We start from the raw sequence: 13,892 nt of genomic DNA, 5'->3' as shown, positions 1-13,892 counted from the left end.
TATCTTGCAGGAAAATGTACTTGTCGTTCCAAGCCATGAGATTTTTAAATTGACTGGCAAAAAGACAGGTGTGGTTGCGGTAAAGTTAGAGCAGGTCGAAAGAGTAATTGAAAACCATGGAAGGTTCATCAAAAGAGATCTTGTCGAGTATGACGAGGACTTCAGACAGGTGATACCGTACGTGGTCATGAAAAACAACGATGAAATACTGCTTTTGCGCAGAACAGAAAAACAGGGCGAGAAAAGACTTCACAACAAATATTCAATCGGCGTTGGCGGTCATATAAGATCTGAAGATGGTCTAAGACCATGGCAGGCGTTTTTGAATGGTATGAACAGAGAAATAGAAGAAGAAGTCAAAGCAAGGATAACAGACCTTCAGTACATCGGTCTGATAAACGACATCAGTTCACCAGTCAGCCGTGTCCATGTTGGACTTCTTTACTTGGCTCAGGTAATCTTTGAGGGACTGAATGAACCGGACATGTTTGACTACACCTGGAAATCACTGGATGAATTTGGTGAATTTGAGCAGTATCTGGAGGGATGGTCATACCTGACTTTGTTGAAACTGAGAGAGCTTATGCAAAAGTAAATCTATACCTCGATGTGCTTTCGAAGAGAAAGGATGGCTATCACGATATCATAGGGCTTTTTCAAACAATAGATCTGTACGATTCAATCGAATTTCGCATAATCGACGAACCAGAGCAGATCAGAATACAGTCCAGCGTGAAGATCGATGGGATAAACTTAATCGAGAAGGCTTTCAGAACAGTATCAGAGTATTATAAGATGGACTTTGGTCTTGAAGTGAGGTTGCTGAAAAACATACCGGTTGGTTCGGGGCTTGGTGGCGGCAGTTCAGATGCTGCCGCAACTATTAGATTTCTTTCAAAGATACTTGCCATACCACAGGACGTAGCGCTGCAAATCGCTGAAAAAGTGGGTTCTGATGTTCCGTTTCTTTTAAAGGGTGGTACCGCTATTGTTGAAGGTAAGGGTGAAAAAATAACATTTCTGGAACCGATAACAGATTACACTGTGAACCTCTTCTGCCCGAATATCAGTATCTCGACCAAACTCATGTATCAGAAACTCAACAGAGAAATGTTTGGCACAGGACCAAAACCCGTTGAAAGACTCTACCAGGCTTACAAACTCATGGATGTGCAGACGATAAGATCTTTTTCCTACAATGTTTTTCAGAACATCGCCTGCTCTGAGTATTCACAGGTAAAAAACAGCCTTGATATGGCATGGATGGAAGATCCGATAACAGCAATGATGACGGGAACAGGTTCCTGCGTATTTGGAGTGCACCTGAAAAAAGGAAGATACAGATTCATTGGGACCTTTGATACCCGATGACCGCCGCTCCAATTGCACCTGTTAAAACTGGCTCTGGCGGTACTTCGATCTTCACACCGATGGTTTTCTCAAGGGCAGCTTTCAAGCCCCTGTTCAATGCCACACCGCCGGTTAGTACCACCGGTTCTAAACCTTTTACTCTTTGATACATTGTACTTATCCTTTTTGCAATTGCTTTGTGAATCGCATAGAGTATGTCTTCTCTTGAATAACCAGATGCTCTGAGCGATACCACCTCTGATTCAGCAAACACAGTACAGACACTACTTATATCGATTTCACTGCTGTGACGCAATGACAGTTCACCTATTTTTTCTAAGGGTGTTTCAAGGACATTTGCCATGACTTCAAGAAACCTGCCGGTACCTGCGGCGCATTTGTCATTCATAACAAATTCAACAACCTGACCATCTTCAACCTTTATCACCTTGCTATCCTGCCCGCCTATGTCAATTATTGTCTTTGCCATTGGCATGAAAAAGTGAACACCCTTGGCATGGCAGGTGATCTCCGTCACCTGCTCATTTGCAAAATCGAGTATATTCCTTCCATAGCCGGTGCTGACAAGGTAGATTTCTTTGCTGTTTATTTTGAATTTCTCGATGACCTGATCGTAGAGTTTTTTCGCAGTCATGACAGGATAAGCACCTGTTTTGACGACGTTTTTGTATAAAAGTTTTGAATTCTTATCAAGAACGGCGATCTTTGTGGTGGTTGAACCGCTGTCGATACCGACAAACAGCTCGTATGTCTTTGAAAGACTATTTTTTCGATCTGCCGAAAGCTCCATCAAAGCCTGAATTCGAGTTTTTATCTGGGCATTTGAGAAAGACGTCAGATCATTTTCTATTACGACAAAGGGTATGCCGGTCTTTTGCAACAGTCTTTCATCAAAGTGGTAAAAATCGCAGAATTTGATGGTATGAAGAACTATTGCGGAAGGCTTTGTAAGCTGTATAAGATCTGAGATATTTCTTTGGGTTGACCTCATGCACATCAATTTTTTATTCAAAATTCTGTACGCGATATTTTTAAAAACATCTTCACTGTCCAAAGTTTTTGAAATCATCGAATAGGCACCGGAACAGGTTGCGTTGATGACATAACCGTTATTTTCTTCGACGATTTTGACCATGTTTTCATCAATGGGAGCGCCAAGAATCAGAACGGGATTGGCATTCAACTTTGTAGAACCTATCCATTTCTGGCCCGTGATCTGTTCATATAGCCTTTGAGCCTGTTTCAAATCTTCTGTTAAGGCTTTTTCAAGTAAATTCACTTGTTCCTGAATAGTTTTATGGGCTCTGAAGAGTTTTTCATCGCTCACATCACCGTATACAGATTTCAAAAACTGCCAGAGTGCCTTTAAATCATCTGACAGCTTTAAAATCGCCTGATCATCTGAAAAAACAGGTATGTGAAGTTCAAAAACCCTGTTGGTTTGCTTTAGAAAATCTGCAGCTCTTCTTGATGAATCACATGAATCAACCCATACAAGTACATCGTCTCTGTTAACTGATAGAACAGATTTTCTGCAAAAAGAACAGATATTGGGATTGAGCTTGTCAAATTCACAACCTGTGTTCTCAACTCTCCTATATAGCACACCAAGTGCCTGAAAGAATTCAAACGGCACCATCGGACAGTTGTAAACGATCATCCTATCATCTCCAGAAAAGCTTCTATTCGCGTTCTGTATTGAGCGGCAGATTGATTGGTATGATCAACGCAGTCTCCATCCAAAGACAAAAATGGTATACCGCGTCGTTCGAATTCCTCTTTCAGCAGAAAGACCGATCCAGATGACTGTTTACAACCCCAGTGATTGAAGTGAATAACTCCATGAACCTTAAAATCATCGGCGAGTTTTGTCAGAAAGTCTATTCTTTTTGAAAGATCACCTATTTGTGGGTTTTTCAAAAGTTTCTGTGCCAGAGATTCAACGGGTCTGTGCGGATCAGGATGCCAGTAAAGCCAGTCCCATTCGTATTCGCTTGTTACAACCATGAATTTAGAATTTTTCGAGAAAATCTGGTAAAGCTCGTTGTCATAATAAGGAGCAAGATGAAGCCACAACAACCTTATTTTGCCATTTGCTGGCGATGGTTTGTTCATCAAAAGCGATCTTGCCGCCCTCAGTAACTGATTTGGTCTCAGATGAAAGGCATAGAGTACATTCACGTGCTGATAAAGCTCCATGGGTATGGGATTTTCACAGAGTTTTGGATAGACTTCTCTGATCATATCAAATGCCTGTCTTTCTGCCGTCAAAATCCGCTGAAGAAGCGAATAATTGAATTTCCTTTTTAGCTGGTTTTCAAGTGCGTAGATGAGGTTTTCAATTTGTTTTGTCAGATACAACTGATTTTGCTGGTCGTCTTTTCTTGGAACATCGATCACGTATATGGGAATTGAGTTGAGCGAAGAATATGTGGTAAAGGTTGGAATATTTCCATCGCACAAAACATTCGTTGTTCCAACAAAAAGTGGCTCTGGCAGAGTGTTGAGCAGTGATATTCCAATGCCAGTCCTGTGAAAGGTACACAGATTTCTGGAGATCCCGTATGCCTCAGCCTTCTGGATAGCAATGTCTTCCAGAAACATGGAGGCAAACATACCAGAAAGTCCTTCTGCTGAAACGCAGTTCAAGCCGAAGGCAAGCACGATCTCGACCGGGAAAAACATGTTCACCCAGGCTGTCTTTCTGCCATTCACAGCTCCACAAACAGCGTCCAATGCAGAATAATCCATCCAGCTTGTAAAATCATTTTTCAAAAGTGCGACCATCTTTCTTCTTGATAGCTCTAAATTCAGAGCTGTTTTCAACAAAGCTCTTGCAACCAAAGGCTTTTCAAGATACTTTCTGAGAATCTTCCCGAACCCAACACTTTTCTTACTCATAAACACCTCCAAAAAACGACCAAAAAACAGTATACTATATCTTGGCATGGGAGGCGAAGAATGTGTGCGGAGTTTTTGGAATCATTTACAAAGAGCAGAGAGAAGACCTTGGAAAAATTCTGACCGATGCCGCACAGAGGCTGGTTTACAGAGGCTACGACTCTGTTGGTGTTTGTTCAATCACTCTGGATGGAAAGACAGATCTTCGTAAGGATGTTGGAATAGTTGATGAAGTAAGTGAAAGACTGAATTTTAAAGAATTGAAAGGCTTCAAAGGAATAGCTCAGTTGAGATGGGCTACTTTTGGCGTACCGTCCGCGAAAAACGCACAGCCCCACTATGATTGCGACAAAGACATGGTTGGAGCTCACAACGGTAATATCGTGAATACCGTTCAACTCAGAAAAATCTTCGCTGAAGAAGGGCACACAATTAGAAGTGAGAACGACGGCGAAATAGTTGTTCATGCGATAGAAAAATTTTATGATCAGTACAGAGATATGAACATAGCAATTGAAAAGGCGGCAGAATTACTGAAAGGTGATTTTGCCTGTGTAATCACGCGCGCCGATGATGACAAAATGTACTGCATCAAGCGCGGATCATCGCTGTATTTAGGAATTGGAAAAGATTTTGTTTGTGCTTCCTCAGATCTACCTTCGATCATTCCTTTGACAAGAAGAATAGTGCCTTTGCAGGATGGTGAATATGTCGAGTTCACCTGGGACAGTTTTACCATCCGCAACATCAAAACAGGAAAACTGATCCAAAGAGAACCTCAGATAATGGACATATCTTCCGAAGCAACTTCGAAGCTCAACTACGATCATTACATGATAAAAGAGATCTACGAACAGCCAGAGAGAATCTCCGCGTTGATTGAATTTCTAAAGTTCGACATGGATCTTGCGCGGTATGTGAACATTCTTGCAAAGGCAAGATACATATTCCTGGTTGGAGCGGGTAGTTCATACCATGCGGCTCTGGTTGGAAGTTACCTGTTCAATAAACTATCAAGAAAGGTCGCAGTGCCATGCCAGGCAGGAAGGTTCATAGAAAACTACGCAGATTCCGTCGGTCAGGAAGATGTTGTCGTCCTCATATCACAGAGCGGAGAAACAAAGGACATAATCAACGTACTCAATACCATCGAAGGGAAAACAACTGTTCTGTCGATTGTAAATGTGACAGGCTCGACTGTCATGATGAGAAGTCTTTTGAATATACCGCTGTGCTGCGAACTGGAGATCTCCGTTCCGGCAACCAAAACCTTCATGAATCAGCTCGTGGTTCTGTATTACCTTGCTTCTAAAATGAGCTTCGACGATCAGTATATGAGAGATTTAAAAATCCTTCCAGATCTGGTCAGAAAGGCACTGCAGATGAGCCAAGCCCAAATACAGGACCTGATCAATTCGCAAATGGATTTTTCAAACTCGTACATGCTTGGATATGGTATCACCCATGGAATCGCCCTTGAAGGTGCTTTGAAAATAAAAGAAGTTGTGTACAATCACATTGAAGGGATCTTTTCATCGGAATTCAAACATGGACCACTTTCATCGGTCAGTGAGGATTATCCGGTCTTTTTTGTGACACACAGCTCACAGGCAAACATAATTATCTCTCACATAAACGAAGTGACATGCCGAAAAGGTGCCGCAATAGTACTGAGCAACAAATCTGAAGAAATCTTCTCAAACGCGACAAAGATCATAGAATATCCGGATTGTCCATGGTATCTGTCGCCTTTTGCATCTGTGGTACCGCTGCAGCTTTTTGCCTATCATCTTTCGATTAAGTATGGAAGAAACCCGGATCTTCCAAGAAATCTTTCAAAGACGATAACAGTCGATTGAGGTGGTGAACTGTGCCTATTTATCGTTATTACTGTGAAAACTGCAAAAAAGAGTACAAAATGCTCATGAGCATGAAAGACAAAGACCCACAGTGCCCTGAATGTGGCAAAAAAATGACAAAGCAACTGCCAAAAATTCAGATAAAAGGTTCCACTGGCTCTTCTTGTTCATCCAAAGGCTGTTCGGGCTGCAGTGGATGTTCCTGATGGGAGTGAAAATAGATGAAAGTAGATTATCAGGATCTTGTTTACAAATGCCCGTACCTGCCAGATTTTTCCACGAGCGCTGAGCTCGAACCGGTGGAAGGATTCATAGGACAGGAAAAAGCAAAAAAAGCCGTTGAAGAAGCTCTGAAGATAAACGAAAAAGGATTCAACGTCTTTGTGGTTGGTATACCCGGAACTGGCAGAAGAAGTTTTGTAACCTCATTTCTTGAAAAAGAAGCCCTGAAAATGCCTACTCCCAGAGACTGGGTATATGTCTACAACTTTTCAAACCCATCCGAACCAAAAGCCATCTCACTCGAGCCGGGAAAAGGTCAACAATTTAAATCGGATATGCAGAAATTATCGGAAGAAGTGATCGAATCACTCGAAAAAATATTCGAAAGCGAAGATTACGCAGCCAAGAAATCGGAACTGGAAGACGATTATATGAACCAGAAGACTCAACTGTGGGAGAATCTACAGCAAAAAGCCAGAGAACTTGGTTTTTCGGTTCAGCTAACTCCCACTGGTGTCGTGAGTGTCCCAATCTACGATGGTAAACCTGTTACCCAGGAAGTCCTCGATTCACTGCCCGAAGACGTAAAACAGGCTTTCAACGAAAACAGTAGAAAGCTCAAGCATATCATAGAAGGTACTCTGTACAGATCAAGGAAACTCGACCGGGAGTACAAAGAAAAACTCAAAGAGCTGGACAGATACGCCGCACTTTTCACGATTGGAGCACTTTTTGATGAGATTCGCAAGCAGTATGAATCGAATTACGATGTATTTCAGTACCTTACAGATGTTGAAAATGATGTATTGAACAATCTGAACGATCTGAGAAGTGAAGAATCTGAAATCAGACAGCTTTACAAAAAAAGATATTCGGTGAATTTGATAGTGGATAACTCAAACACCACGGGTGCGCCGGTGGTGTATGAAAGAAATCCAACCTACTCCAATCTGGCAGGAAAAGTTGAGTATTACAGCAGGGGTGGAATGTTATTCACCGATTTCACATTCATAAAAGCCGGTGCATTACACAGAGCAAACGGTGGATTTTTGATACTCGAAGCGGAGAGTTTGTTGAAAAACCCGTACGCTTGGGAGTACCTCAAAAGGGCATTGCTTTCTGAAGAGATCGGTATAGAAAACCTGGAAAGCGCACTTGGATTTTCAAACATAGTCTCTCTCAGACCACAGCCAATACCGCTGAACATCAAAGTTTTTCTGATTGCCTCTCCAAGGCTCTATTATCTGATGTACACCTATGATGAGGATGTAAGAAAGCTCTTCAGGGTAAAAAGCGAGTTCGACTGGGAAATCGATGCCAATGAAGAAAATGTCAAAAAATACCTTGGTTTTATTTCATCAACGTGCTGTCGATATCAACTATCTCATCTGGAAAGAAAGGCTATCGAAAGAGTACTGTGGTATTCCTCAAGACTCGCATCAGACAGAGAAAAACTCTCCGTTCGGTTTGGAGAAATAAGCGGATTGATAAGAGAGTCATGCAGTATAGCTTCACAGCGCAACGAAAAATTTGTCCGCGAAGAAGATGTTAAAAGAGCGATAGATCAGATGGAAGAGAGAGTCAATTTGATCCAGACCAAGTACGATGCCCAGATAAAATCGCACGATTTAATGGTTGAAACAACTGGAAAGAAGATAGGTCAGGTCAATGGCTTGACAGTTTTTGACCTTTTAGATCACAGCTTTGGAATTCCCGTGAAAATAACGGCAAGAGTTCATCTTGGTAAACCCGGTGTCGTTGACATACAAAGAGAATCAGATTTAAGCGGCAAAGTCCACAGCAAAGCCGTTCTGACAATAGAAGGATTTTTCGGTGAGCGTTATGCACAGTATGTACCACTATCCATAAGTGCTTCGTTGAGCTTTGAACAGGTGTATGGAATAGTCGAGGGAGATAGTGCATCTGTGGCAGAAGTTGTAGCACTCATAAGTGCTATTGCCAGAGTACCTGTTGATCAGCAGATAGCCGTGACTGGCTCTATGAATCAGCATGGAGAAGTGCAACCGGTTGGTGGAGTTACCGAGAAGGTCGAAGGTTTTCACAGGGCATGCAGATTGCGAGGGTTGACGGGAAGTCAGGGAGTGATCATACCAAAAGCCAATTTGAAAAACTTGGTGCTCAAAGAAGAAGTTCTCAGTGATATACAAAAAGGACTATTTCACATCTGGGCAGTTGAACATGTAGACCAAGCCATAGAGATTCTGACAGGCAGAAAAGCCGGTAAGATAACCCGTTCAGGTGCCTATCAGCGTGGATCAGTAAACGATCTGGTTGTCAGAGCACTTAAAAAAGCCAAGGAACTTGCTGAAGGTAAAGGTGAAAAAAGAAAAATAAAAAGAAAAAGAAAATGAGTTTCAGCACTGTTTTTTCTCGAAATTCATCTCCGCTATGGATTTTTGCAGATACAGCGGTTCAAGCTCCTTTGGCTCTATAACCATTTTGTCTCTTGCTCTGGCAAGCACTGTTTTTGCAAGAACTTCTCCGTTTATACCTTCAAGCTCATCAGGGCATACTTTCCCCAAGTCTTTAAAGTAATGCTTTGCATCTCCGGCTAAGATGGGATCTTTTAGATTTTTTATAAAATTCACCGCACTGCTGATTTCCATAACGGCTGGTGCTGCTATCTGTTCACCGTTTTTGTAGTATGCAAAGTACACATAATCTTCTCTTGCCTTTTTGACAATTACCACCTCGCCATGGTGGTAAGAAAAATTAGCCGCAACAAGTTCAAAGGAAACAACCGGCACGACGTACTTAGAAAGAGAACAAGCCATGCCCTGAATGAATGCCAGTCCTATTCTGATGCCGGTCAGGCTGCCTGGTCCAACGCCGCATCCGAAATAATCTATGCTTTCAATAGGTCTGCCCGCACAGTTGAGAAAGTCCTTCACAATAGGTGCAAGCTTACTTGCGTGTCTTTCCACACCTCTGTAAGTGAGAGTTAAAATGTCCTGTTCGTCTGCGTAACACAGCACCAGTCTTTCTGAGGAGGTGTCGAGTGCGAATATTCTCATAACCTTCCTCCGATGAATTTGAGTAAATCATCTGGCTGCTGGCATGATATGAAAAAGATTGAATTATCAATGTATCTGTCGAAAAGTAGATCTTCCACTTTGAACAGAACCCTATCTGTCTGCACAAATCTCACTTTTGTTGAAAGTCTTTCCAAGAGTTTGTTGTAGCTCTCATGCACTGTGGAATCGGATAAAGCCACAAAGACGATCTTACCGCCGTTTTGATAATAAGAGACAAGATTATCTATTTCAAAATCATTCAAAGCCATCGACTCAGCAAAGCCATCTTTTTTTGGAAGAGCCAAAAAAATGCAGTAAGTGGCTGGAACTTTCTTGAAGTACGTCGAACTGTACTTGATCTCAAACCCCTGTTTTTCAAGATATTCTCCCACAGATTTCCAGAAATTCTGGTATGCGTTCTCATGTGATAGATCTATCGTTACAGAATTTGCCTTCACCTCTATCAGACCTGTTTGCGCCTTTTGACCATTTAGAAAGACAGTTACACAATAAGTTCCTGAAGTTAAATTGTCAAAGTGAACTTTGATTTCCTTTTTTGTTCGAGTATCAACAGGAGTTTTTAAAGACTGAACCTGATCAGACACATAGATTTGAAGATCACATTGAGTGGATTCATAAGAGCTGTTTATCAGATCAAAATACACATCAGCTTTGCTTTCTTGAGAATTTGCTCTCAGATTAACCACGTAAACATCACCGTGCTGAACCCAGATTGGAGCAGTGATGATCTCATCGTAGTCTTTCTGAATCACGTACAAGAAATACCACTCGTAGCCATCGGTAGGTTCACAGGTGTACTGTGTCTTGAACTGGTTTGAATTTATCTTCCAGCTTTTCACATCCCCACTCTGAGAGACCAGAGTTGCTTCAAGAAAAGGTTCATCATCCTGCAGTTCAATCTCGAAAACCAGTTGAGTTGCGTCTTTTAGAATCGAGCCCATCCACTGACCGTTGCATTTGAAAGTCACTTTTGCAGTTTTATCTTCGCTGGCATATACCCGTCTGTTTTTCAAAGCATCCATGATGGATTCGTATGTAAGCGAATCTGCGACTATAACAGTTCTGGTATCGTTTGCAGAGCCCCAGTTGTCTCTGTGATTGTCCTGATTAGCCGTCGCTCCCACATGCCATCCTTTATTCAATGCCAGTTTGTAATTTGAATACATTTCCTTGGTTATTGTCCTGTTTGAGGTATTACCGTTGCCCACTTCGATGAGATTTATGTATTGATCTGCCTCAAGATCGTAGTCAAAATCATAAAAATTGCCGTAGGTCGCACCGGGGTGGTTAAACTGAGCAAGCGCATTATTTTGAACAATCCATTTATAAAGAGCTTTCAGATCGGATTCATTTCTATCTGTCCACTTCTCTGTTCCATAAACATTTATGTGCCCAACACCACCGGTCCATTCAAACCCCCACAGAGCAACGAATTTTCCATTTTCCGTTATCTGCTGGGCAGTTGATTTTGTCAAAAAAAGTTTGTCCATACCATTAACAGTCTGTCTGAAGTAATAAGCATGATCTGTCAAGCCCTGAACATTGACGTATTTTTTTGCATAACTATAAGCTTCAGCAGGTGTGCCCCGACCATCTGAAAAACCTGTATGTGCGTGGATGTTGGCAAAATAAAAATTGTAAGAAAAAATCACCAGACAGCCGAGCAGAAAAAGAAATGTGAGTGATTTTCTCATCCTATCACCTCATCTTTCTTCAGAATCTCACTCAGAAACCTTCCAGTGTGGGAAGAACTGACTTTTGCAACCTGCTCTGGTGTTCCGTATGCGATCAGATAACCGCCCTCGTCTCCACCTTCCGGACCAAGATCGATCACATAATCTGCATTTTTGATGACATCCAAATTGTGCTCGATCACTATGACGGTATTACCTTTGTCGACCAGTCTATGCAAAACCGCGATCAATTTCTTGACGTCTTCAAAATGCAGTCCCACCGTCGGCTCGTCGAGTATGTAAATCGTTCTGCCGGTGGCAATTTTTTTCAACTCTGAAGCGAGTTTTACTCTCTGAGATTCTCCTCCGGAAAGAGTCGTGGCAGGCTGACCGAGTTTTATATAACCAAGTCCCACTTCTGAGAGCAAATTCAGAGTACGAAAAATGTGTGGAACATTTCTGAAAAACTCCAGTGCCTCATCGACAGACATCTGCAGAACTTCATGTATATTCTTTCCTTTATACCTCACCTGCAGTGTTTCTTCGTTGTACCGTCTGCCTTTGCAGACTTCGCATTCGACATACACATCAGGCAAAAAAAGCATTTCAATTCTCACAAATCCATGTCCCTGACAGGCTTCGCATCTGCCACCTTTCAAATTGAAACTGAATCTGCTTTTGTCATAACCCCTTGCCTTTGCCTCAGGGGTCATAGCAAAGAGTTCCCTAATATCGTCGAAGACTTTGGTGTATGTCGCGGGGTTGCTTCTGGGTGTCCTGCCTATTGGTGATTGATCTATGGCTATTACTTTGTCTATGTTTTCTATGCCCTCGATTTTTTCATGTGCACCAACTGGCAACCTTGTTTTGTAGATTTCATTCATAAGAGCTGGATAGAGTGTGTCGAGTATGAGTGAAGACTTTCCCGAACCAGAGACACCCGTTACACACACAAATGTCCCGAGTGGAATTTCTATTGTTATATTTTTCAAATTATTGTGCTTTGCACCGACAATCCTGAGCTTCTTACCATTGCCCGTTCGGCGCACCTTGGGATAATCTATCCTTTTCAAGCCAGATAGATACTGTCCCGTTAAAGAACCATCAGGATTGTTCAGCAAACCATCCACAGGACCAGAATAGACGACCTGACCGCCGTTTTCACCACCAAGTGGTCCCAGATCTACTATATAATCGGCATTTCTGATGACCTCTTCGTCGTGTTCAACTACGATCACGGTATTACCAAGGTCTCTCAGTTTTTTCAGTGTATTTATCAGTCTGATGTTATCTCTCTGATGCAGACCGATAGTTGGTTCATCGAGCACATAAGTCACTCCTGTGAGACCTGAACCAATCTGTGTGGCAAGCCTGATTCTCTGAGCCTCTCCACCAGAAAGGGTATTCACAGTCCTTGAAAGCGTCAGATAACCCAGTCCCACATCCAGCATGAAGCGAAGACGTTTTTTAATTTCTTCCACAAGCTCACCAACGATTTTCTGCTCTCTTTCTGTAAAGGATGCCTGAAGGTTTGAGATGAATTCGTAAGCCTTCTCTATCGTCATCTGTGTAAAATCGATTATGTTCATACCTTTTATCGTGACTGCCAGAGCTTCTGGTTTGAGTTTCTTACCACCACAGACAGGACAGGTTCTCTGTACGATGAATTTGCGTTCAATCCATTCTTTGATATCTTCTGACTCTGTTTCTCTGTAACGTCTTTCCAGATTGTTGACAATACCTTCAAAATCTCCATATCCATAAAGGACTGCTTCCTGAACATGTTGCGGCAAATCTTTAAACGGCACACTGGTAGAACCCCCAAGCGCATGAACCAGCCTTTTCACATACGAAAGATAATATCCATCGCTGTGATACGGTATTATTGCACCCTGATCAATACTCAATCTTTCATCAACAACCAGTTGTGGATCGATTTGAAGATTATACCCGAGCCCGTGGCAATTTGGGCACGCCCCGTAAGGGTTGTTGAAGGAGAAGAGTTTTGGGTTTATCTCAGGAAGGCCTATGTTGCACACGGGACACATCATGTGCTGGCTGAAAATCAATTCTTCATTTGAATCGGCATCTCTTATCTGGACAAAACCGGAACTTTCTCGAAAGGCTATTTCTATATCATCGGCGATCCTGTGCCTTTCATCTTCGCTCAATTCGAGCCTGTCGATCACCAGTTTTATGGTGTGTCTTTTGTTTTTGTCAAGTTCATCGATCTGCTCAAGTCTCACTATTTGGCCATCGACCTCTGCTCTCACAAAGCCTTTGGAAAGATATGTGGAGAATTCCTTTTTGAAAGTACCTTTTTTATCTGTAACCACAGGAGAGAGTATGTACAGCCTCGTCTTTGGTTTGAATTTTGTAAACAGATCTTTCACGATTTGATCTACGTCTTTTTTTTCAACGGGTCTACCGCATGAAGGGCAGTGCGGCTCGCCTATTTTTGAAAAAAGAACCCTTAAATAATCGTAGACCTCAGTGGTCGTGCCAACGGTGGATCTGGGGTTGTGAGAAATGCTTTTCTGGTCAATTGCAATCGCAGGAGAAAGACCTTCAATGGAATCAACATCCGGTTTTTTCAGCTCTCCAAGAAATTGCCGTGCATAAGTCGACAGTGATTCAAGGTACCTTCTCTGACCTTCGGCATAAATCGTATCCATTGCAAGAGTTGACTTTCCAGATCCAGACAAGCCAGTAACTACTGTTATTTTATTCTTCGGGATCTGAACACAGACATTTTTGAGGTTGTGTACACGCGCCCCTTTGATTTTTATGAAATCGAGCATTTCTCACCT

Annotated in this window: 10 protein-coding genes; 5 read left to right on the top strand and 5 right to left on the bottom strand. The window is 42.2% G+C overall.

Annotated elements, in window-relative coordinates; genetic code table 11:
* Positions 1–4 precede the first annotated feature (4 nt).
* Together AC4E92_RS04970 and ispE are read left to right on the top strand one after the other, a co-directional pair.
* Positions 5–595, top strand: a complete 591-nt coding sequence (locus AC4E92_RS04970; protein ID WP_490239487.1) for an NUDIX domain-containing protein — start codon at positions 5–7, stop codon at positions 593–595.
* A complete protein-coding gene (gene ispE, locus AC4E92_RS04965) occupies positions 547–1,371 on the top strand; it encodes a 4-(cytidine 5'-diphospho)-2-C-methyl-D-erythritol kinase (RefSeq protein ID WP_490239486.1) in 825 nt (274 codons plus the stop codon). The genes AC4E92_RS04970 and ispE overlap by 49 nt, the downstream gene beginning before the upstream one ends.
* Here the strand turns inward: ispE and AC4E92_RS04960 are convergent.
* Both AC4E92_RS04960 and AC4E92_RS04955 read right to left on the bottom strand, forming a co-directional pair.
* Positions 1,346–3,031, bottom strand: coding sequence for an acyl-CoA dehydratase activase (locus AC4E92_RS04960; protein ID WP_490239485.1), 1,686 nt, complete (start codon positions 3,029–3,031; stop codon positions 1,346–1,348). The two genes, ispE and AC4E92_RS04960, sit on opposite strands and share 26 nt — an antisense overlap.
* The gene (locus AC4E92_RS04955; RefSeq protein ID WP_490239484.1) at positions 3,028–4,272 is read right to left on the bottom strand and encodes a 2-hydroxyacyl-CoA dehydratase subunit D; all 1,245 of its coding nucleotides are present in this window, start codon (positions 4,270–4,272) and stop codon (positions 3,028–3,030) included. The genes AC4E92_RS04960 and AC4E92_RS04955 overlap by 4 nt, the downstream gene beginning before the upstream one ends.
* Positions 4,273–4,334: 62 nt before the next feature.
* Between AC4E92_RS04955 and glmS the strand changes: the two genes are divergently transcribed.
* From glmS to AC4E92_RS04940, 3 genes are read left to right on the top strand one after another with little or no spacing between them, the layout of a single operon-like run.
* Complete coding sequence (gene glmS, locus AC4E92_RS04950) at positions 4,335–6,131, top strand: glutamine--fructose-6-phosphate transaminase (isomerizing) (RefSeq protein ID WP_490239483.1); 1,797 nt, start codon at positions 4,335–4,337, stop codon at positions 6,129–6,131.
* An 11-nt stretch (positions 6,132–6,142) separates the two neighbouring features.
* On the top strand, positions 6,143–6,337 hold the full coding sequence (locus AC4E92_RS04945) for an FmdB family zinc ribbon protein (protein ID WP_490239482.1): 195 nt from the start codon (positions 6,143–6,145) through the stop codon (positions 6,335–6,337).
* A 15-nt stretch (positions 6,338–6,352) separates the two neighbouring features.
* Positions 6,353–8,725, top strand: a complete 2,373-nt coding sequence (locus AC4E92_RS04940) for a Lon protease family protein (protein ID WP_490239481.1) — start codon at positions 6,353–6,355, stop codon at positions 8,723–8,725.
* Between the two features lie 3 nt (positions 8,726–8,728).
* Here the strand turns inward: AC4E92_RS04940 and tsaB are convergent, their stop codons facing one another.
* Genes tsaB through uvrA form a run of 3 tightly spaced genes read right to left on the bottom strand, consistent with a single transcriptional unit; the run spans position 8,729 to position 13,883 of the window.
* Positions 8,729–9,388: a tRNA (adenosine(37)-N6)-threonylcarbamoyltransferase complex dimerization subunit type 1 TsaB gene (tsaB, locus tag AC4E92_RS04935; RefSeq protein WP_490239480.1), complete on the bottom strand. Its 660-nt coding sequence runs from the start codon at positions 9,386–9,388 to the stop codon at positions 8,729–8,731.
* On the bottom strand, positions 9,385–11,103 hold the full coding sequence (locus AC4E92_RS04930; protein ID WP_490239479.1) for a CehA/McbA family metallohydrolase: 1,719 nt from the start codon (positions 11,101–11,103) through the stop codon (positions 9,385–9,387). The genes tsaB and AC4E92_RS04930 overlap by 4 nt, the downstream gene beginning before the upstream one ends.
* Positions 11,100–13,883: an excinuclease ABC subunit UvrA gene (gene uvrA / locus AC4E92_RS04925; protein ID WP_490239478.1), complete on the bottom strand. Its 2,784-nt coding sequence runs from the start codon at positions 13,881–13,883 to the stop codon at positions 11,100–11,102. Before uvrA ends, AC4E92_RS04930 begins: the two co-directional genes overlap by 4 nt.
* Positions 13,884–13,892 lie beyond the last annotated feature (9 nt).

Origin of the sequence: Pseudothermotoga sp., from assembly GCF_031962025.1 — a bacterium.
Taxonomy (GTDB): domain Bacteria; phylum Thermotogota; class Thermotogae; order Thermotogales; family DSM-5069; genus Pseudothermotoga_B.
This window is presented reverse-complemented; position numbering and strand designations above follow the sequence as displayed.

Excerpts from the sequence above, each read along its gene's own strand:
- ispE (WP_490239486.1), top strand. The coding sequence starts at position 547 with ATGGTCATACCTGACTTTGTTGAAACTGAGAGAGCTTATGCAAAAGTA.
- AC4E92_RS04960 (WP_490239485.1), bottom strand. The coding sequence starts at position 3,031 with ATGATCGTTTACAACTGTCCGATGGTGCCGTTTGAATTCTTTCAGGCA.
- AC4E92_RS04955 (WP_490239484.1), bottom strand. The coding sequence starts at position 4,272 with ATGAGTAAGAAAAGTGTTGGGTTCGGGAAGATTCTCAGAAAGTATCTT.
- AC4E92_RS04940 (WP_490239481.1), top strand. The coding sequence starts at position 6,353 with ATGAAAGTAGATTATCAGGATCTTGTTTACAAATGCCCGTACCTGCCA.
- tsaB (WP_490239480.1), bottom strand. The coding sequence starts at position 9,388 with ATGAGAATATTCGCACTCGACACCTCCTCAGAAAGACTGGTGCTGTGT.
- AC4E92_RS04930 (WP_490239479.1), bottom strand. The coding sequence starts at position 11,103 with ATGAGAAAATCACTCACATTTCTTTTTCTGCTCGGCTGTCTGGTGATT.
- uvrA (WP_490239478.1), bottom strand. The coding sequence starts at position 13,883 with ATGCTCGATTTCATAAAAATCAAAGGGGCGCGTGTACACAACCTCAAA.